Source organism: Candidatus Foliamicus sp. (assembly GCF_965221325.1).
In the GTDB taxonomy this organism is placed as follows: domain Bacteria; phylum Pseudomonadota; class Gammaproteobacteria; order Steroidobacterales; family Foliamicaceae; genus Foliamicus.
This window is the reverse complement of record NZ_OZ244880.1, coordinates 821716-840024: the sequence shown is the minus strand read 5'-3', so window position 1 is coordinate 840024 and position 18309 is coordinate 821716. Positions and strand designations below refer to the sequence as shown.

The 18309-nt window shown below is 65.7% G+C and carries 18 protein-coding genes; 9 read left to right on the top strand and 9 right to left on the bottom strand.

Annotated elements, in window-relative coordinates:
• Window positions 1-89: 89 nt before the first annotated feature.
• The 7 genes from greA to ACWCOO_RS03845 form a co-directional block, all read right to left on the bottom strand.
• Window positions 90-566: a transcription elongation factor GreA gene (greA, locus tag ACWCOO_RS03875; protein WP_446831643.1), complete on the bottom strand. Its 477-nt coding sequence runs from the start codon at window positions 564-566 to the stop codon at window positions 90-92.
• A complete protein-coding gene (gene carB, locus ACWCOO_RS03870; protein WP_446831642.1) occupies window positions 563-3784 on the bottom strand; it encodes a carbamoyl-phosphate synthase large subunit in 3222 nt (1073 codons plus the stop codon). The genes greA and carB overlap by 4 nt, the downstream gene beginning before the upstream one ends.
• A complete protein-coding gene (gene carA / locus ACWCOO_RS03865) occupies window positions 3774-4916 on the bottom strand; it encodes a glutamine-hydrolyzing carbamoyl-phosphate synthase small subunit (protein ID WP_446831641.1) in 1143 nt (380 codons plus the stop codon). The genes carB and carA overlap by 11 nt, the downstream gene beginning before the upstream one ends.
• 43 nt (window positions 4917-4959) lie before the next feature.
• Window positions 4960-5769, bottom strand: a complete 810-nt coding sequence (dapB, locus tag ACWCOO_RS03860) for a 4-hydroxy-tetrahydrodipicolinate reductase (protein ID WP_446831640.1) — start codon at window positions 5767-5769, stop codon at window positions 4960-4962.
• On the bottom strand, window positions 5766-6902 hold the full coding sequence (gene dnaJ / locus ACWCOO_RS03855; protein ID WP_446831639.1) for a molecular chaperone DnaJ: 1137 nt from the start codon (window positions 6900-6902) through the stop codon (window positions 5766-5768). Before dnaJ ends, dapB begins: the two co-directional genes overlap by 4 nt.
• 85 nt (window positions 6903-6987) lie before the next feature.
• The gene (dnaK, locus tag ACWCOO_RS03850; RefSeq protein ID WP_446831638.1) at window positions 6988-8931 is read right to left on the bottom strand and encodes a molecular chaperone DnaK; all 1944 of its coding nucleotides are present in this window, start codon (window positions 8929-8931) and stop codon (window positions 6988-6990) included.
• A gap of 67 nt (window positions 8932-8998) precedes the next feature.
• Window positions 8999-9580, bottom strand: coding sequence for a nucleotide exchange factor GrpE (locus tag ACWCOO_RS03845; protein WP_446831637.1), 582 nt, complete (start codon window positions 9578-9580; stop codon window positions 8999-9001).
• Between the two features lie 89 nt (window positions 9581-9669).
• Between ACWCOO_RS03845 and ACWCOO_RS03840 the strand changes: the two genes are divergently transcribed.
• The 4 genes from ACWCOO_RS03840 (at window position 9670) to ACWCOO_RS03825 (ending at window position 13055) form a co-directional block, all read left to right on the top strand.
• Window positions 9670-10533: an NAD(+)/NADH kinase gene (locus ACWCOO_RS03840; RefSeq protein WP_446831636.1), complete on the top strand. Its 864-nt coding sequence runs from the start codon at window positions 9670-9672 to the stop codon at window positions 10531-10533.
• A gap of 9 nt (window positions 10534-10542) precedes the next feature.
• Complete coding sequence (gene recN, locus ACWCOO_RS03835; protein ID WP_446831635.1) at window positions 10543-12252, top strand: DNA repair protein RecN; 1710 nt, start codon at window positions 10543-10545, stop codon at window positions 12250-12252.
• Window positions 12249-12662, top strand: coding sequence for a ferric iron uptake transcriptional regulator (fur, locus tag ACWCOO_RS03830; RefSeq protein WP_446831634.1), 414 nt, complete (start codon window positions 12249-12251; stop codon window positions 12660-12662). Before recN ends, fur begins: the two co-directional genes overlap by 4 nt.
• Before the next feature lie 72 nt (window positions 12663-12734).
• Window positions 12735-13055, top strand: coding sequence for an outer membrane protein assembly factor BamE (locus ACWCOO_RS03825; RefSeq protein WP_446831633.1), 321 nt, complete (start codon window positions 12735-12737; stop codon window positions 13053-13055).
• Window positions 13056-13122: 67 nt separating this feature from the next.
• On the opposite strand, the gene ACWCOO_RS03820 is transcribed toward ACWCOO_RS03825, so the two are convergent.
• Together ACWCOO_RS03820 and ACWCOO_RS03815 are read right to left on the bottom strand one after the other, a co-directional pair.
• Window positions 13123-13407, bottom strand: coding sequence for an RnfH family protein (locus tag ACWCOO_RS03820; protein WP_446831632.1), 285 nt, complete (start codon window positions 13405-13407; stop codon window positions 13123-13125).
• Window positions 13400-13837, bottom strand: a complete 438-nt coding sequence (locus ACWCOO_RS03815; RefSeq protein ID WP_446831631.1) for a type II toxin-antitoxin system RatA family toxin — start codon at window positions 13835-13837, stop codon at window positions 13400-13402. The genes ACWCOO_RS03820 and ACWCOO_RS03815 overlap by 8 nt, the downstream gene beginning before the upstream one ends.
• Window positions 13838-13982: 145 nt before the next feature.
• On the opposite strand from ACWCOO_RS03815, the gene smpB reads away from it, so the two are divergent.
• The 5 genes from smpB to ACWCOO_RS03790 all read left to right on the top strand — a co-directional run bounded on the left by smpB (window position 13983) and on the right by ACWCOO_RS03790 (window position 18258).
• Entirely contained in the window at window positions 13983-14459 is a 477-nt protein-coding gene (smpB, locus tag ACWCOO_RS03810; protein ID WP_446831630.1) for an SsrA-binding protein SmpB, read from the top strand.
• A 129-nt stretch (window positions 14460-14588) separates the two neighbouring features.
• Complete coding sequence (locus tag ACWCOO_RS03805; protein WP_446831629.1) at window positions 14589-15482, top strand: outer membrane protein; 894 nt, start codon at window positions 14589-14591, stop codon at window positions 15480-15482.
• A 15-nt stretch (window positions 15483-15497) separates the two neighbouring features.
• Complete coding sequence (locus tag ACWCOO_RS03800) at window positions 15498-17282, top strand: uracil-xanthine permease family protein (protein WP_446831628.1); 1785 nt, start codon at window positions 15498-15500, stop codon at window positions 17280-17282.
• 155 nt (window positions 17283-17437) lie between these two features.
• Window positions 17438-17791, top strand: coding sequence for a hypothetical protein (locus tag ACWCOO_RS03795; RefSeq protein ID WP_446831627.1), 354 nt, complete (start codon window positions 17438-17440; stop codon window positions 17789-17791).
• Window positions 17792-17850: 59 nt separating this feature from the next.
• The gene (locus tag ACWCOO_RS03790) at window positions 17851-18258 is read left to right on the top strand and encodes a hypothetical protein (protein ID WP_446831626.1); all 408 of its coding nucleotides are present in this window, start codon (window positions 17851-17853) and stop codon (window positions 18256-18258) included.
• Window positions 18259-18309: the final 51 nt, after the last annotated feature.

The following is an 18309-nucleotide window of genomic DNA, read 5'->3' as shown; positions in this document are numbered from 1 at the left end:
GCCAATATTACGCGAATATTGGCACATATGTATGCCAACTATGACGTGGATTCGCTGGCGATGCTCAACCGCGAGCGGCGCGGGAGGGCTTACTCGTAGTGGACGGACAGGATTTCGAAATACCGCAAGCCGCCGGGAGCGCTTAATTCCACCTCGTCTCCCTCGTACTTGCCGATCAGCGAGCGGGCCATGGGCGAGACGAAGGAAATCGCGTCGTCCCGTACTCTGGCCTCGTCTTCGCCGACGATCTGGTAACGCAGGCGTTCCTCGCTGTCGAGTTGCTGCAATTCCACGGTCACGCCGAACACGACGCGGCCGTCGCGGGGGATGCGCGCCAGGTCAATGACGCGCGCGTGCGCCAGGCGGCCTTCGATGTCGCGAATGCGCGCCTCCACCAGACCCTGCTGCTCCTTGGCGGCATGGTATTCGGCGTTCTCGCGCAAGTCGCCATGTGCGCGCGCCTCGCCGATGGCCCGCGCCAGCCGCGGGCGCTCCTCGTTGCGCAGCCGCTTGAGTTCGTCGCGCAGGGCGCTCTCGCCTGCGGGCGTCATGGGCACCTGCGTCATGCCGCTATGGTCGCGTGCAGGTCCTGCAGGCAGGACACGGCGCCGGCGCCGAAGTAGTCGATGGCCTGGCAGGCGGCTTCGGCGGCAGCCAGGGTAGTGAAATAGGTCACGCTGTTGCGCACCGCCTCCGAGCGTATCTCATGCGATTCGAGGATGGCGGCGCGGCCTTCGCTGGTGTTGACGATCAGGTCAACCTCGCCGTTGCAGATCAGGTCCACGATGTGCGGGCGGCCTTCGCGCACTTTGTTGATGCGCCGGCAGGACACGCCGTGGCGGGCCAGAAAGCTCGCCGTGCCATGGGTGGCCACCAGCTCGAAGCCTTTCTGCTCAAGCATTCGCGCCAGTTCCACGGAAGCGGGTTTATCGGCATCGCGCAATGACAGCAAGGCCGCCCCACCGCGCTTCAGCGCCACGCCGGCGCCTTCCTGAGCGCGCGCGTAGGCTTCGGCGAAGCTGCCGCCCACGCCCATCACCTCGCCGGTGGACTTCATTTCCGGTCCCAGAATGGGATCGGCGCCGGGGAACCGTGAAAACGGAAATACCGACTGCTTGACGGAAAAATAAGCCGGACGCGGCGGATCGCTTATGCCCTGCTCGTCGAGCGTTTTGCCCACCATCACCAACGCCGCCACCTTGGCGAGTTGCAGACCCACCGCCTTGGACACGTAGGGAACGCTGCGCGAAGCCCGCGGATTGACTTCAAGCACGTAGATATCGCCGTCCTGCAGCGCAAACTGCACGTTCATCAGGCCGCGCACGCCCAGGGCCTGGGCCAGCTGTTCGGTCTGCCGGGCCAGTTCTTCCTGAATCTCGGCGCTGGCGGTGGCCGGCGGCAGGCAGCAGGCCGAGTCACCCGAATGCACGCCGGCCTGCTCGATATGCTCCATGATGCCTCCGATCAGGACGCGCTGGCCGTCGTAGATCGCGTCCACATCGAACTCCACGGCGCGCGGCAGGAATTCATCGAGCAGAACCGGGCTTTCGTTGGAAACCGCCACGGCGTCGTGCATGTAGCGCAGCAACTCCGCTTCGCCGTGGATCACGTCCATGGCGCGGCCTCCCAACACGTAGGAAGGCCGCAGAATGAGCGGGTACTTGAGTTCGCGGGCCAGCTCCACGGCCTCTTCCACGGAGCGCGCGGTGCGGTTGTCCGGCTGCCTGAGCCCCACTTCCGCCAGCAGGCGCTTGAATCGCTCGCGGTCTTCGGCCCGGTCGATAGCGTCCGGCGGGGTGCCGATGATCGGCGCGCCGGCCTGGTCCAGGGCGCGTGTGATGCGCAATGGCGTTTGCCCGCCGTACTGCACGATCACTCCTTTGGGCTTCTCGCGCGCCACGATTTCCATCACGTTTTCGACCGTCAGAGGCTCGAAATAGAGCTTGTCGGACGTGTCGTAGTCAGTGGAAACCGTCTCCGGGTTGCAGTTGACCATGATCGTCTCGAAGCCCGCCTCGCGCAGTGCCAGCGCCGCGTGTACGCAGCAATAGTCGAACTCGATGCCCTGCCCGATCCGGTTAGGCCCGCCGCCCAGAATCATGATCTTGGGCCGGTCGGACGGATCGGCCTCGCATTCTTCCTCGTAGGTGGAATACATGTAGGCGGTGGAGGTGGGAAACTCCGCGGCGCAGCTATCCACGCGCTTGAACACCGGCAGGATGCCCGCGCTCCGGCGCTGCCGGGACACATCCTGCTCGCCGACGCCGAGCAACTGCGCCAGCCGGCTGTCGGCGAATCCCTTGCGCTTGAGCTGCCGCAGACGATCTTCGCTCAAGCCTTCCAATCCTTCTTGACGAACTTGCTGTTCCTCGCGCACCAGGTCGGCGATCTGACCCACGAACCACGGGTCGATGCTCGACAACTCCACGACTTCGCTCTCGCTCATCCCGAGCCGCAGGGCGTCGGCCACGTATAACAGGCGCTCCGCGCCAGCGATGCGCAATTCCTCGCCAATCGTGGCGCGCGCATCCGAATCGTCCGCGTCCACGCGCTCGCTCAGGCCATCGATGCCGATCTCCAGGCTGCGCAGCGCCTTCTGCAGCGACTCCTGGAAGGTGCGGCCAAGCGACATGGCTTCGCCCACCGACTTCATCTGGGTGGTGAGCCGGGCGTCCGCGCGCGGGAATTTCTCGAACGCAAAGCGCGGCGCCTTGGTAACGATGTAGTCGATGGCCGGCTCGAAGGACGCCGGCGTGAGCCCGGCGGTAATCTCGTTGCGCAGTTCATCAAGCGTGTAGCCGATGGCAAGCTTGGCCGCCACCTTGGCGATCGGAAAGCCGGTGGCCTTGGAGGCCAGGGCCGACGAGCGCGAGACCCGGGGATTCATCTCGATCACCACCATGCGGCCGTCGCCCGGATGAATCGCGAACTGCACATTGGACCCGCCCGTGTCCACGCCGATCTCGCGCAACACAGCGATCGATGCGTCGCGCATACGCTGATATTCCTTGTCGGTGAGCGTCAGCGCCGGCGCAACCGTTATCGAGTCGCCTGTGTGTATGCCCATCGGATCGACGTTTTCGATTGAGCACACGATGATGCAGTTGTCGCGGCGGTCGCGCACCACCTCCATCTCGAATTCCTTCCAGCCCAGCACCGATTCTTCGACCAGCGCGGAATGACTGGGCGAAGCGTCCAGCGCGCGCTCCATGGCGCGTTCGAACTCTTCGGCGCCCCTGGCTATGCCGCCACCGACTCCGCCCAGCGTGAACGAGGGCCGGATGATCGTCGGATAGCCGATTTCGGAAATCACCTCCATGGCTTCCTTTACGCTGCGCACCATCCAGGAACGCGGCGTTTCCAGCCCGATGGAGAGCATGGCGTCGCGGAAGCGCTCGCGATCCTCGGCCTTGTCGATCACGTCGCCGCGGGCGCCGATAAGCTCTACGCCGTACTGCTCGAGCACGCCCTCGCGTTCCAGCTCCAGGGCCACGTTCAACCCCGTCTGTCCACCCATGGTGGGCAACAGCGCGTCGGGCCGCTCGCGCGCAATCACGGCGGCCAGCGAGCGAGCGTTTACCGGCTCGATATAGACGGCGTCGGCCGTCTCCGGGTCGGTCATGATGGTGGCCGGGTTGGAGTTGGCCAGAATCACCCGATAGCTTTCTTCGCGCAGAGCCTTGCAAGCCTGCACCCCGGAATAGTCGAACTCGCAAGCCTGGCCGATCACGATCGGCCCCGCGCCGATAATCAGCACACTTTCGATGTCGTCCCTACGCGGCATGGCGTTCCATCATCTCGCCGAAGCGCCGAAAGGCGTAGCCCAGGTCATGCGGGCCCGGACTGGCCTCGGGATGACCCTGAAAACCGATCGCGGGCCGGCTGCGGTGGGCCAGACCTTGCAAGGTGCCGTCGAACAGCGAGCGGTGCGTGGCGCGCAGGGAATCGGGCAAGCTGTCCTCGTCTACGGCAAAACCGTGGTTCTGGCTGCTGATGGCCACTTCGCCGGTATCGAGATCCAGAATGGGATGGTTGGCGCCGTGATGACCAAACTTCATCTTCATGGTGCGGGCGCCGCAGGCCAGGCCCAGAATCTGGTGTCCCAGACAGATGCCCAAGACCGGCGTTCCGGTATCCAGGATCTCGCGTACCGCCTCGATTGCATACCCGCAAGGTTCTGGATCGCCCGGCCCGTTGGAAAGAAAAATGCCATCCGGCTTGAGCGCCAAAGCCTCGGATGCCGGCGCCTCGGCCGGCAGCACCGTCACGCGCCGCCCCAGGCGCGCTAGAGAGCGGAGAATATTGCGCTTGATTCCGTAATCGTAGGCCACGATGCGCTCGAATTTCGGTTCTCCGGCGCCCATCACCCAGTCAACCGCCGGATCGTCGGAACCCTCCGGCCACTCGTACGCCGAGTCAGCGCTGACGACCCGCGCCAGGTCCATCCCCACCATTCCAGGAGCAGCCTTGGCCCGGGCCAATGCTTCCTCGCCGTGGCCTTCGCCCACCAGAATGCAGCCCTGCTGGGCGCCTTCCTCGCGCAGGATGCGCGTTAGCCGGCGCGTATCTATGCCGGCTATCGCCACCACGCCCTCACGACGCAGGAAGTCGGAAAAACCCGTTTCCTTGCGCCAGTTGCTCTCCGTGACCGGCAGGTCGCGGATGACCAATCCGGCAGCGAAGGCGCGCCGCGACTCGTAATCCTCGCGGTTGGCGCCGGTATTTCCCACGTGCGGCACGGTGAGGGTAACGATCTGCCGGCAATACGAAGGATCCGTGAGAATTTCCTGGTAGCCGCTCATGGCGGTGTTGAAAACCACCTCACCCTCGGCCTCGCTGTCGGCGCCCACCGACCAGCCCCGGAACACGGCCCCGCCCGCCAAGGCCAGCGTCGCGGCCTGCCTGTTTTGTCGCATCAGCGTGTCTCCCCCGTTCGGGGCAAGCAGCGTCCCGCCGCAATCACTCGGAGGAAGCCATATCCATTACGGAGGACAAATCGTACCTTGCGGGCGGTCGCCCGACAAGCCAGCGCGCAGCCCGCAGCGCGCCGGCGGCAAACACGCCGCGGTTCAGGCTCTGGTGCCGCAATTCAAGCACTTCGTCGTCGCTGGCCAGGAGCACCGAATGATTGCCGGAGAACCCGCCACCGCGCACCGCACTGAATCCGATGGCGCCCTTGCGGCGCGCCCCGGTCTGGCCGTGGCGCTGAAACTCCGCGACTTCTGTGAAATCCCGCCCGCGGGCCGCCGCCGCTGTCCGGCCAAGCTGCAGCGCGGTGCCCGAAGGCGCGTCGGCCTTGCCGCGGTGATGCGTTTCGACGATCTCCAGGTCGTATTCCTCGCCCAAACGCCGGGCGGCAAGCCGCAGCAATTCATCGAGCACGAAAATACCTAAGCTCATGTTGCTGGCCTGCAGCACCGGCACCCGCGTCGCAGCCTTATCGAGGGCCGCATGACCGGCGGCGGAGATGCCCGTCACGCCTTCCACCAGCGCGCAGCCGGCAGCAGCGCAGTTCGCGGCAATCTCGGCCGTGACCGCGGCGCTCGAAAAATCCACCGCCACATCCGCGCCGGATACGCTCTCTTCAGGGGATGCCGTAACCCGCACACCCGCCTCGGGCAGACTGGCCGCCAGCCCCGCATCGCGGCCCACCCAGGGATCGCCCGGCGCCGCCAGGGCGCCGATCAGTTCAAGGTCTGCGTCCGCCGCCACGCGCGCCAACAACTCGCGCCCCATGCGCCCGCTCGCGCCCAGCACACTGATCTTCATGACTCTTTCCGCGCGGATTCCTGCGCCTCTTTCTCGTCCCAATCGCGCCACTTGGCGCGCCGCGGATGCTGGCGGTCGCCAACCTTCTCGGCTTCGCCGGCAAACTCCTTGAGCAGGCGCTGCTGCTTGCGGCTCAGCGCCACCGGCGTTTCCAATTCCACGTGGCAGTAGAGATCGCCACGTCGGCCGCCGCGAGCCGGCTTCACTCCCCGGCCGCGCACGCGGAATGTGCTTCCTGACTGTGTCCCCGCGGGAACTTTGAGTTTGACGGCGCCGCTCAGCGTGGGCACTTCCACTTCTCCCCCCAAGGCTGCGGTCGCAAAGCTTACTGGAAAGCGGCAATGCAGGTGCGGACCATCGCGCTCGAACAACGGGTGCGGGCGCACCTGCATTTCAACAAGCAGATCGCCCGCGGGGCCGCCTCTGGGGCCCGCGTTGCCTTTTCCGCGCAGCCGCGAGCGATCGCCGGTATCGACTCCCGGCGGCACCTTCAGCGATATTTCCTCGCTCTTCCGCACGGCGCCGTTCCCGCCGCAGTCCTCGCAGGGGCTGGACACGACCCGGCCCTCGCCGCCGCAGGCGCCGCAGGTTTGCCGTATGGAAAAGACGCCCTGGCGCACCTGCGTCTGGCCACTGCCCCCGCAACGCCCGCAAGTGCTCTTTCCGGTGCCCGGCCGGGCGCCCGATCCGGTGCATGTGGAACAGGTGACCGTGCGCGGAATCGTGATCCGCACCGTGTCGCCGAATATCGCCTGGTTGAAATCGAGGTCGAGCCGGTAGCGCAGGTTCGCGCCCTTGCGGGGCCGGCTGGCTCCGCCCCGACGACCGCCGAACACTTCGCCGAAGATGTCGCCGAAAATCGTGTTGAAGGGATCGGACGACGGACCGCCGGCGCCGGCGCTGGCATCCACGCCTGCGTGCCCGAACTGGTCGTAGGCGGCGCGCTGTTCCGAGTCGCTCAGCACTTCGTAGGCGCGCTTGGCCTCCTTGAAGCGGTTTGATGCTTCTTCGCTCTGGTCCGGGTTGCGGTCCGGGTGATAGCGCATGGCCAGGCGGCGGTACGCCTTCTTGATGTCCGCTTCCGGGGCGTCGCGACCGACGCCCAGCACTTCGTAGTAGTCCCGCTCCGCCATTCAGGCCACCCCAAAGCGGCGGTTCAAGCAGACACGCTGCGGATGCAATGCGCTAACCCGCACCTGCTGCCTGATCCGTCCGCGTTCAGGCAGATTTCTTCTGATCCTGATCGTCCGGGGTCACGTCCTCGAACTCGGCATCGGTCACATCGTTGCCATCGTCGCCCGAGTCCGCGTCCGCACCGGAATCGCCGGCGCTCTCGGCCTGCGCCTGTTCCTGATAGACGCGCTGCGCCAAGCTCCCGGCCGCCTCCGAAAGCGCCCGGCTCTTGGCCTCGATCGCGCCCTTGTCGTCGCCCTGCAGCGCCGTCTTCAGATCGGCGACCGCAGACTCGACGCGGGCACGCTCTTCCGGCTGCACCTTGTCACCCAGGTCCGAAAGCGCTTTCTCGCTGGAATGCACGAGTGCATCCGCCTGGTTGCGCACATCCACGAGCTCGCGGAACTTGCGGTCTTCCTCGGCGTGCTGCTCGGCGTCCTGCACCATGCGGTCGATTTCCTTGTCGGAGAGTCCGCTGGACGCCTTGATAACGATCTTCTGCTCGCGGCCGGTGGCCTTGTCCTTGGCCGACACGTTCAGAATGCCGTTGGCGTCGATATCGAAGGTCACCTCGATCTGCGGCATGCCGCGCGGGGCCGGGGGAATATCGGTGAGGTCGAACCGGCCCAGCGACTTGTTGTCCGAGGCGCGCTGACGCTCGCCTTGCAGCACGTGAATGGTCACTGCCGACTGACCGTCCTCGGCGGTCGAGAACACCTGGTTGGCGCGCGTGGGAATCGTCGTGTTCTTGTCGATCAGCCGGGTCATGACCTGGCCCAGCGTTTCGATGCCCAGCGACAGCGGCGTCACGTCCAGCAGCAGAACATCGCGCACGCTGCCCGACAGTACGCCGGCCTGAATTGCGGCGCCCAGCGCCACCGCTTCGTCGGGGTTCACGTCCTTGCGCGGGTCGCGGCCGAAGAAATCCTGCACCGCTTGCTGCACCTTGGGCATGCGAATCTGCCCGCCCACCAGGATCACGTCGCTGATGTCGCCCACCGACAGCCCCGCGTCGGCAAGCGCCGTGCGGCAAGGCTCGATGGTGCGCGCGATGAGGTCTTCCACCAGCGCCTCCAGCTTGGCGCGGGTGAGACGGATGTTCATGTGCTTGGGGCCGGCCGCATCCGCGGTGATGTACGGCAGGTTGATCTCGGTCTGCTGCTGCGAGGACAGCTCGATCTTGGCCTTCTCCGCCGCCTCCTTGAGGCGCTGCATGGCCAGCGGATCCTTTCGGATGTCCGCACCCTGCTCCTTTTCGAACTCGCCGGCCAGGTAGTCGATCAGGCGGTTGTCGAAATCCTCGCCGCCCAGGAAGGTGTCGCCGTTGGTGGCGAGCACTTCGAACTGGGTCTCGCCGTCGATCTCGGCAATCTCGATAATCGAGATGTCGAAGGTGCCGCCGCCCAGATCATAGACGGCGATCTTGCGGTCGCCGCGCTGCTGACCCATGCCATAGGCCAGCGCGGCCGCGGTGGGTTCGTTGATGATGCGCTTGACTTCAAGCCCGGCGATCTTGCCGGCATCCTTGGTCGCCTGGCGCTGTGAATCGTTGAAGTAGGCCGGCACCGTGATCACGGCCTCGGTCACTTCCTCGCCCAGGTAGTCCTCGGCGGTCTGCTTCATCTTCTGCAGCACGCGCGCGGAAATCTCCGGCGGCGAGATCTTGCGCCCGCCGGCCTCCACCCAGGCGTCGCCGTTGTCCGACGCGACCAGCTTGTAGGGCACCAAGTCGATGTCGCGCTGCACCACATCGTCGCTGAAGCGGCGGCCGATAAGGCGCTTGATCGCGTAGAGCGTGTTGGTGGGATTGGTGATCGCCTGGCGCTTGGCGGACTGTCCCACCAGCACCTGGTCGTCCTTGGCGAAAGCCACGATGGATGGCGTGGTCCGGTCGCCCTCGGAATTCTCGATTACCTTGCCCTGCTTGCCTTCCATGACGGCAACGCAGGAGTTGGTGGTTCCCAGGTCAATGCCGATTATCTTGCCCATTCGCAATTCTCCGAAATTGTGCGCGTTGCGCTGCTATTGGACGATATGAGGATTCAAGGAAGCCAATTCAATGGGTTTTGTCGGCCTCGCCGGATGCCTGCTCCGGCGACTCCGATGGTCCCGAGCAAACCACCACGCGGGCCGCGCGCAGTAAGCGTCCGTGCATCAGGTAACCCTTCTGCATTACCGACAGGATCGACTGTGGCTCCGCGGTATCGGACGGCTGCAGGCTCACGGCCTCGTGATGCTCGGGGTCGAAAGGCTGCCCCTGGGCGTCCAGCGGCTCCACCCCGAACTGCTCCAGCGCCTTGAGCAATTGGCGCAACACGGCCCGCTGACCTTCCACCAAGTCTTCCATGCTGGCCGCATCGCTGGCGCTCAAGCCCAACTCCAAGCTGTCGATGGCCGCCAGCAGCTCGCGGGCAATCTGCCGCTGCCCGCGCCCATAGGCCTCGCTGGCCTGCTTCTGCGCCCTGCGGCGCACGTTCTCGACCTCGGCGGCGGCGCGCAGGTGCAGTTCGCGTTCCCGCGCCAGCGCAGTCTTCAGGCCCTCAACCTCCGTGGGTTCGGCGGAATCGGGCGCTTCGGCGGCGCTGTCCTGCTCGCGCTCATCCGGCGCGGCGGGGGCCTCGGTTTCTTCCTTTTTCATGCCGGGGTACTATGGTGCATTATTGGGTTTTTTCAAGGCGAAACCGGGCGCATCCGGGCGCCGCTTGGGAGCGGGACACAATTCCCCAAATGCAGCAGACCCCATTCCAGCGCGTGGCGATACTGGCGCGCGAAGGCCCCGCGGCCATAGCGCAGGCCGCCTCCGAACTGGTGGCCCACCTTGAACGGCTGGGATGCCAGGCCGCGATGGCCAATGGCCCCGACGCAGACGCCACACTGGACAGCGCAGAACTGCTGATCGCCATGGGCGGCGACGGCGCCATGCTGCGCGCAGCCAAGACCGCCGTGGAGCGCAGCAAACCGCTGCTGGGCGTGAACCTCGGCAGGCTGGGATTTCTCGCCGACCTGGGCAAACAGCGTTTCGAGGCGGAACTCGCGTCCCTGCTCGGCGGGCAGTACACCTCCGAGAAACGCATGCTGCTCAGCGCCCGGCTCACCAGGCGCCAAGGCAAGGCGCTGCGCACCATGGCGCTCAACGACGTGGTGGCGCACCGCAGTGGCGGCGCGCGCATCCTGGAGCTTTCCACTACAGTGGACGGGCGCCACATCGCAACGCACCGCGGCGATGGTTTTGTCGCCGCCACGCCCACAGGCTCGACCGCCTACGCCATGAGTTGCGGCGGGCCGATCGTGGACCCCAGGCTGGACGCCACCGTCATGGTGCCAATCTGCCCGCACAAGCTCGACGATCGGCCGCTGGTGATATCGGGCGCCGCAAAGATCACGCTGTCCATTCCCGCCGAAGCCGGCGTGACCGCGGCGGTAACCTGCGACGGCATCGACCTGGGCGTGCTGGAATTCGGGCAAACGCTGCACATTTCGCGCTCGACAAGCAGGCTCACCCTGATCCATCCTTCCGACTACAACTACTTTGCGATGCTCAGGGAAAAGTTGAACTGGGGCAAGGGGCCGGCCACGCAGGGTTCCGGCTGACCGCCCGCAATGCTGACCCACCTGACGATCCGCAATCTGGCGGTGGTCGATGCCGCCAGCTTGGACATGGAGCCGGGATTCACGGCCCTGACCGGGGAAACCGGCGCCGGCAAGTCCATACTGATCGATGCGCTGGCCCTAGCAACCGGCGAGCGCACCGATGCGCGGCAAGTGCGCACCGGAACGAGGGAAGCGGACATCAGCGCCTGTTTCGAAATTCCCGCGGGCACGCCGCTGCCGGACTGGGCGGACGAATTCGACCTGTTCGAAGAATGCATCATGCGGCGCGTGATCCGCGCCGACGGGCGCTCGCGCGGATCGCTGAACGGCGTGCCGGTTCCTGCGCAAAGGCTGCGCGCGCTGCGCGCCTGCCTGGTGGATATCTGCGGGCAGAAGGCGCACCAGGCGCTGCTGCATACCGGGGCGCAACTGGAAATACTCGACGAGTACGGCGGGCTGAGCGAGACCGTGAAATCCTTCACGGAGCAATTCGCCGCTTTCAGTCAAGCCGAAAAGGCGCTCGATAGCCTGGAGCAGCGCGCTGCAGACCGGGCCGGGCGGATGGAATTGCTGGATAGCTGGATCGAGGAATTGGACGCACTGAATCCGCGTGCCGGCGAACTGCAGGAACTGGACCGGCAGCGCCTGAAGCTCGCCAACCGCGCCCGATTGATGGCCGCCATTGGCAGCGCGCTGCATGCGCTCAGCGAAAGCGACCGGCCAGCCGCCGGGGGGCTGAGCGCCGCGCGCAGAGAACTGGAGAGCGTGGCCGAGTTCGAACCGCAGCTCGGCGAGGCGGTGCGCATGCTGGGCGAGGCGGAAGTGCTGGTCGAGGAAGTGGCCTCGACCGTACGGGATGTCGGATTGGACCTTGATGACGGCGGCGGCAACCTCGATGCGATTGAGCAGCGCCGCCTGGCGTTGCTTTCGGTAGCACGCAAGCACGCCACAACGGAAGAAGAACTGCCGGAGCTGGCCGCACAACTGAAGGCCGAAAAGGCACAGCTTCGCGCGGTGGACGAAAAGCTCGCCGAAGCCCGCGCCCGCTGCGCCTCGCTGGGCGAAGACATCCAAACCCGGGCGGCAAGCCTTTCCGAGGAACGTCGGCACATTGCAGGCGAGTTTGCCGAAGCAGTGTCCGAGCGCATGCAGGGGCTGGCCCTGGAGGGCGGGCGCTTGTCCGTGGAGTTCAGCGCGGCACCAGCCTTGGGCCGACGCGGAAGCGACCGCCTGGAATTTCTCGTTGCCCTCAACCCCGGGCAGGCCCCCCGCCCCCTCGCGCGCTGCGCATCCGGCGGCGAACTGGCGCGCATCGGGCTGGCGATACAACTGGCTGCCGCCGGCGCCCGCCAGCCGCCCACCATGATCTTCGACGAAGTCGATTCGGGTATCGGCGGTCGGGTAGCGGAAGTGGTCGGAGCAGGGCTGGCGGAACTGGGCCGGCGCGGCCAGGTGCTCTGCGTCACCCATCTCCCGCAGGTGGCCAGCCAGGCGGGTCGGCAAATCCGCGTGAGCAAGGTGATTCGCGACGGCGGCGCGCACACGGTGTCGGCCCAACTGGAAGAGAGCGAGCGGGTGCGCGAGGTGGCGCGCATGCTGGGCGGTGTGGAAATCACGCCGCGCGCGCTGGCGCATGCCGAAGAAATGCTGGCAAAGGGGCGGCTCTGGCAATCGCGAACCGAAGTGCCGCAAGGAAGCGCGGAGGCCACGCCGGAATGAAGAAGAACCTGCCCAGAAAGAACCTGAAGGCAGCCGGCCTCAAGGTCACCCAGCCGCGCCTGAGCATTTTCCGGCTGCTGGCGCAAAGCAGCGCGCGCCACCTGAGCGCGGACGAGATTCACGCCGAACTTGTGGCGGACGACAACGAAATCCCGCTGCCGACCATCTACCGCGTTCTGACCCAATTCGAGCAAGCCGGCCTCGTGACCCGGCACAACTTCGAGAGCGGCTACTCCGTGTTCGAACTCGACTCGGGCGACCACCACGACCACATGGTCTGCGTTGACACCGGCAAGGTCATGGAATTCGTGAACGAGGACATTGAGCGCCTGCAGGAAGAGATCGCCGACTCGGCGGGCTACGAACTGATCGACCACAGCCTGGTTCTGTATGTGCGCAAGCGCCGCTGAACCCTGCAGCAGCGCTTGGCAAGGGCCTATGCCTTCGACCGGGCTTGTGTGGCGGCTATACTCCCCAGCGCAATGAAAAACGGGCGAGCATGGCGGAATCTGGCGCTGGCCGCGGTGTGCTGCGTACTGGCGGCGGGCTGCGTCTATCAGGTGCGCATCTACCAGGGGTCGATCATCGATCCGGCCAATATCGAGAAAGTGGAACTCGGCATGACCCGGGAACAGGTGGCATACGTGCTAGGCACTCCGACGGTAAGCGATCCCTTTCGCTCCGACCGCTGGGACTACGTGTTCACCAGCGGCACGCTCGACGGCCGGCAGCGCAGGGTAGTGATCCGGTTCTCCGACGAGGGCGTAAGCGACATCGAAGTAACGCCCGAAGCGAAGAACTGATACGCCGCGGCTGCGGCGCAGCGTAGCGCGCTGACACGCGCCGAAAGCCGAAAGCCGAACGCTCTCTTTACGGCATTTGACGGGCGAGCCGGCGGCGCGTTTCCAGGGGATCGTTTTCCAGCGGCCGGTAGATTTCGAGCCGGTCTCCTTCCTGCAGGCAGTGGTCGTCGGCTACCGCAACCCCGAACACGCCCAGCGGACAGTCGCGCGCATCGATTTCCGGGAAAAGCTGCGCGATGCACGACAAGGCAACCGCGCGGCGGGCCGTGCAGCCGGCCGGTACGCGAATGGACAGCACCCGCTGCGCGCCGGGCACGGCATAGGCCACCTCGACCGCAAGGGCGTCAGGCATCGTCCGCGCCAAGTTGCCGCGCGCGATTCATGAAGTCCTGCACCAGCCGGTCGCTCAAGGCCTCGAAGCTGCGCCCCAGCAACAAGGTCTGCGCCCTGCTCTTGAACTCGAACCTGATCTTCAACGATACGCGGCAACCGCTGCCGGCCGGCTCGAACAGCCATTCCCCGTTCAAATGCCGAAACGGGCCCTCGCTCAGGTTCATCTCCAGACGGTGCGGACGCCGCATGCGGTTAAGCGTTGTCAGGCGCTGCCGGAATACGCCGCCCTGCAGGTCGAGGCTGACAAGCGCTTCGTGCTCGTCCTCACGGTGAACCTCAACGCCGGTGCAACCGCGCAGAAATTGGGGGTAATCCTCCACGGCGGCTACCAGGTCGAACATTCGCTCGGGGGTGCAAGCCGTGAGGGCTTCTCTGGATATCTCTTGCATCGGTTTTCGGGCACCCGGCAGCGGAAGGCAAAATCCCGCCCAACCGAGGGCGCCAGCGCCTGCAGAGCGGGCGACGGCGTTATTGTACGAGTGCGCCGGATGAAACCCGGCGCCCCATCAACAGTTCAGCTCACTCCGAAACGCCATGGCCAGCAAAGCGAAAAACGGACGCATCGCCGCCAACCGGCGGGCGCGCCGCGACTACGAGATCCTTGAGGAACTCGACGCCGGCCTGGTCCTGCTCGGCTGGGAGGTCAAGGCTTTGCGGGCCGGGCGGGCCAGTCTGGTGGAAGCCTACGTCGTCATCCGTGGTGGCGAAGCCTGGCTTGTGGGCGCCAATTTCGCGCCGTTGCCGAGCGCCAGCGTCCACCCTGCGCCGGTTGCCGCGCGCAGCCGCAAGCTTTTGATGCACCGCCGCCAGCTCGACCGGCTGGCGGGAAAAGTGCAGCAACGCGGTTTGACTCTGGTGCCCCTGGCGCTGTTCTGGGGAGGCTCCAAGGCCAAGCTGCGCGTGGGCCTGGGACGCGGCCGCAAGCAGTACGACAAGCGGCATCTGGATCAGGAACGCGACTGGAACCGCGAGAAACAGCGGCTTTCCCGCCACGCGGCCAAGGGGCGCTAGCGCGGTGTTAGGCTACCGGGCAAGCGGCGCAGCGGGCCGCGCCGCCCTTGTCGATTCGAACAGCACTTGCGGGCCGTGCCGGTGCGCGCCGAATCCCGCAGGAATTGCAAACAACGCCAAGAGGTTCTCATGCGCCTGATCTCTATCGTCATGTCACTGGCCTTCGCTGTAACAGCAGGCCAGGCGGCCCACGGACAGACTCCGGGCACCGGCAACGCGGCGGCGGAACGTCCCGGCTGGTATCTGGGTGTGGGCGCCGGTGCCGGTTGGGGGGCCACACTCGATCAGGCAGGCTGGAACCAGGAGAGCTTTTGCTATCCCGATGCGGCCTGCTTCAATGAGGTGCCGATTCCAAGCGTTCCCGGCTACCGCTGGAGTTACGACATCGACCTGGACGCCGGCGCCGGCGCCGAGGTTTTCGTCGGCCGCAGCTTGCCAAGCGGCGCGCGATTCGAATTGGCGCTTGGCTGGGGCCGCAACAGCGCCACGCAGCAGTTCACGGGAATAACCTATTTCGACGGCGCGGAGGTCCTGCACCGCCCCGGCAGCCCGGTGGTTTCCAATACCCAGGCGTATGTGGACAACTTCAACGCGCGCTCGGCAATGCTGAATGCCTACTACGACTTCCCCAACGCCTGGGGCCGGATCACGCCCTATGTGGGCGCCGGCCTGGGCCTCGCAGCGCTGGAATTGGCCGGCCTGCACTTCTCCAACGACTACGAGGACACCCAGGGCGACATCTACGACCCGCCACTGGACTTCTACAACTCGGTTCAGAACGCGGATTTGCGCGGCACGCGGCTGCAATGGGCCGTGCATGCCGGGGCCGATTTCCCTGCAACCGCACAGTTGCAACTGGGAATCAGGCTGAGCTACACCGGCGCGGGCGATTTCGAAGCCACTGCGGGCTACGACAAGCACCCATTCAACACGCTCGATCCCGACTTCACCAACACGACCCGCCTGAGCGGCGCGCGTGCCTTGCGCCTGTCACTCACACTGAAGCGCGCCACGAGGTGGTAAGCGCGTGAAGACATCTTGACCAAGCCGACCCAGCCGGCCAACGGCATGGCCAAGGTTCGGTTCGAGCCGAACGATAAACTGCCGCGGGCGCTGGCCTTGGGGCTGGGCCTGCAGTTTGCCGTGCTATGCCTGGCCGGCATCGTGCTCACCCCGGCAATCGTGATTCGGGCCGGCGGCGGAACCGAGTCGTACCTCGCGTGGGCCGTGTTCACAGCGGTGGCCGTAAGCGGTGTCACCACCATCCTGCAAGCCGCGCGGTTGGGGCGCATCGGATCCGGCTACGTGCTGGTGATGGGCACCTCCCCGACCTTCATCGCCGTGTGCATTGCGGCTATCGCCGAAGGCGGGCCGGCGCTGATGGCAACCCTGGTGATTGCCGCCTCGGTGTTTCAATTTGCGCTTTCGGGACGCCTCTCGCTGCTGCGGCGAATCCTCACGCCCAATGTTGCCGGCACCGTGATCATGCTGATCGCGGTTACGGTCATGCCGCATGCCTGGCGCATGATTGGTGAAGCGCCGCCGGAAGCATCGCCGCTGGCCGCTCCGCTTACGGCACTGGCCACGCTGGTCATGATTTGTGGCATCGCCTTGCGGGGCAACGCGGTGTTGCGGCTTTGGGCGCCGGTGATCGGCGTCGCGGGCGGTTCGCTGATTGCCGGCTATTTCGGTCTCTACGACACCAGCCGGGTGGCGGCAGCCGCCTGGTTCGGACTGCCGCAAGGCAGTTGGCCCGGGTTGGACCTCAGTTTCGGGCCGGCGTTCTGGGGCCTGCTGCCGGCGTTCGTGTTCGCGACGCTGGTGGGAGCCACGGAAACCATCGGCGACGCCCTGGCCATCCAGCGGGTTTCCTGGCGTACGCGTCGCGCGCCGGACTTTCGCGTAGTGCAGGGCGCGGTTGCGGCCGATGGAGCCGGCAATCTGCTTTCCGGGCTGGCCGGCACGGTGCCCAACACCACCTATTCCGCCAGCGTCGCCGTAACCGAACTGACCGGCGTCGCCGCGCGCCGCGTGGGAATCGCTGTCGGCGCGGTGTTTCTCGTCGCCACGCTGCTGCCCAAGCTGCTGGCGGCGATTCTCGCCGTTCCCGGCCCGGTGGTGGCCGCCTACGTGATCGTGCTCATGGCGATGCTTTTCATGGTGGGCGTGAAACTCGTGCTGCAGGAAGGAATGAGCTACCGCAACGGCCTGATCTGCGGGGTGTCGTTCTGGATCGGAACCGGCTTTCAGGCCGGCGTGGTGTTCCCGGAGTTCTTTGCCGAATTCGCCGGCGGAATGTTGCAGGACGGGATGACCGCGGGCGGCCTGACCGCCATCACCCTGACCCTGCTGGTCGAACTGACGGCGCCGCGGCGCCGCCGACTTCAGGTGCCGTTCGGCGTGGCGGCGTTGCCCGAAATCGTCGCCTTCCTCGGCGCCTTCACCAAACGCAGCGGATGGCGGGAGAACATGCGCCAGCGCCTGGAAGCAGTCAGCGAAGAAACGCTGCTCACGCTGCTCGGAGAGCGCGACGAGAAGGAAAACGCCAAGCGCCGGCTGTTGCTGATCGCGCGCAAGGAAGGCGGCGGCGCGGTGCTGGAATTCATCGCTGCGCCCGGCGAAGGCAACATGGAGGACCGCATCGCGTTGCTGAGCGAACAGGCCTCGGAAGTAGCCGCGGAACAGGAAGTGTCGCTGCGCCTGTTGCGGGCGCAGGCATCCTCGGTCCGCCACCACCAATACCACGACACGGACATCGTGACCGTGCATGTCGATGCGCCCGGCGGCGGCACGGCGGCTGAGCCGTCCGGCAGCCGCGACTGAATCGAAGCGCGCCGCCGCTTGAAGAATCTTGAGAAGGCGCGTTAAAGCCACGCGCCGCAACACTTAAAAATGCGTGTTCGGGCGTGAATTTCGGACGGACGGAACGGCCCGGATGTGATATTGTGCTAAGCGTTGTTCACCATGAGGGTAGTTCAATGAGCAAGCGCACATGGATCAGCGCCGCGACAGCATCCGCGGCGATCGCAGGGATGGCCCTCCTGCTCGGGGCGATCTTCCAGGGACAAGCCCAGCAGCGTAGCGACATGGCCGCCGTCCGCGCCGAACTTCGCAGCGGACTGGGCGAAGTCAACGCACGCTTCGGAGAAGTGAACGCGCGTTTCGGCGAGGTCAACATGCGCCTGGACAACATTAGCGGCGATCTCGCGGCCCTACGCGAGAGGGTTGCCCGAATCGAAGGCCACCTGGCCCTCTCTTCGAACGCCGCGCACCCCCCTGCTCATGTCACCGCCGACGGCAAAAGCACGAGCAAGGCGCCAGGCACTGGTTGACCGCTAAGGCCTTGCAGCAGAAGCCCCGCAAGAGCGTTGTTCTCCATTAGGGTAGTTCAATGAGCAAGCGCACATGGATCAGCGCCGCGACAGCATCCGCGGCGATCGCAGGGATGGCCCTCATGCTCGGGGCGATCTTCCAGGGACAAGCGCAGCAGCGTAGCGACATGGCAGCCGTGCGCGCCGAACTTCGCAACGGACTGGCCGAGGTCAACGCTCGCTTTGGCGAAGTGAACGCACGCTTTGGCGAAGTTAACGTACGCTTCGGCGAAGTCAATATGCGTCTAGACAACATCAGCGGCGAGGTCAACACGCGCCTGGACAACATTAGCGGCGATCTCGCGGCCCTACGCGAGAGGGTTGCGCGAATCGAAGGCCACCTGGCCCTTTCTTCCGATGCCGCGCACTCCCCTGCGCATGTCACCACCGAGGGTAAAACAAAAGACAAGGCGCCAGGCGCAGGTTAACCGCTAACGCTGCTGGTTTCGTCGAACCCGCGCTTCTTCCCTTGAAGTGAC

Excerpts from the sequence above, each read along its gene's own strand:
- greA (WP_446831643.1), bottom strand. The coding sequence starts at position 566 with ATGACGCAGGTGCCCATGACGCCCGCAGGCGAGAGCGCCCTGCGCGAC.
- carB (WP_446831642.1), bottom strand. The coding sequence starts at position 3,784 with ATGCCGCGTAGGGACGACATCGAAAGTGTGCTGATTATCGGCGCGGGG.
- carA (WP_446831641.1), bottom strand. The coding sequence starts at position 4,916 with ATGCGACAAAACAGGCAGGCCGCGACGCTGGCCTTGGCGGGCGGGGCC.
- dapB (WP_446831640.1), bottom strand. The coding sequence starts at position 5,769 with ATGAAGATCAGTGTGCTGGGCGCGAGCGGGCGCATGGGGCGCGAGTTG.
- dnaJ (WP_446831639.1), bottom strand. The coding sequence starts at position 6,902 with ATGGCGGAGCGGGACTACTACGAAGTGCTGGGCGTCGGTCGCGACGCC.
- dnaK (WP_446831638.1), bottom strand. The coding sequence starts at position 8,931 with ATGGGCAAGATAATCGGCATTGACCTGGGAACCACCAACTCCTGCGTT.
- ACWCOO_RS03845 (WP_446831637.1), bottom strand. The coding sequence starts at position 9,580 with ATGAAAAAGGAAGAAACCGAGGCCCCCGCCGCGCCGGATGAGCGCGAG.
- ACWCOO_RS03840 (WP_446831636.1), top strand. The coding sequence starts at position 9,670 with ATGCAGCAGACCCCATTCCAGCGCGTGGCGATACTGGCGCGCGAAGGC.
- recN (WP_446831635.1), top strand. The coding sequence starts at position 10,543 with ATGCTGACCCACCTGACGATCCGCAATCTGGCGGTGGTCGATGCCGCC.
- fur (WP_446831634.1), top strand. The coding sequence starts at position 12,249 with ATGAAGAAGAACCTGCCCAGAAAGAACCTGAAGGCAGCCGGCCTCAAG.
- ACWCOO_RS03825 (WP_446831633.1), top strand. The coding sequence starts at position 12,735 with ATGAAAAACGGGCGAGCATGGCGGAATCTGGCGCTGGCCGCGGTGTGC.
- ACWCOO_RS03820 (WP_446831632.1), bottom strand. The coding sequence starts at position 13,407 with ATGCCTGACGCCCTTGCGGTCGAGGTGGCCTATGCCGTGCCCGGCGCG.
- ACWCOO_RS03815 (WP_446831631.1), bottom strand. The coding sequence starts at position 13,837 with ATGCAAGAGATATCCAGAGAAGCCCTCACGGCTTGCACCCCCGAGCGA.
- smpB (WP_446831630.1), top strand. The coding sequence starts at position 13,983 with ATGGCCAGCAAAGCGAAAAACGGACGCATCGCCGCCAACCGGCGGGCG.
- ACWCOO_RS03805 (WP_446831629.1), top strand. The coding sequence starts at position 14,589 with ATGCGCCTGATCTCTATCGTCATGTCACTGGCCTTCGCTGTAACAGCA.
- ACWCOO_RS03795 (WP_446831627.1), top strand. The coding sequence starts at position 17,438 with ATGAGCAAGCGCACATGGATCAGCGCCGCGACAGCATCCGCGGCGATC.
- ACWCOO_RS03790 (WP_446831626.1), top strand. The coding sequence starts at position 17,851 with ATGAGCAAGCGCACATGGATCAGCGCCGCGACAGCATCCGCGGCGATC.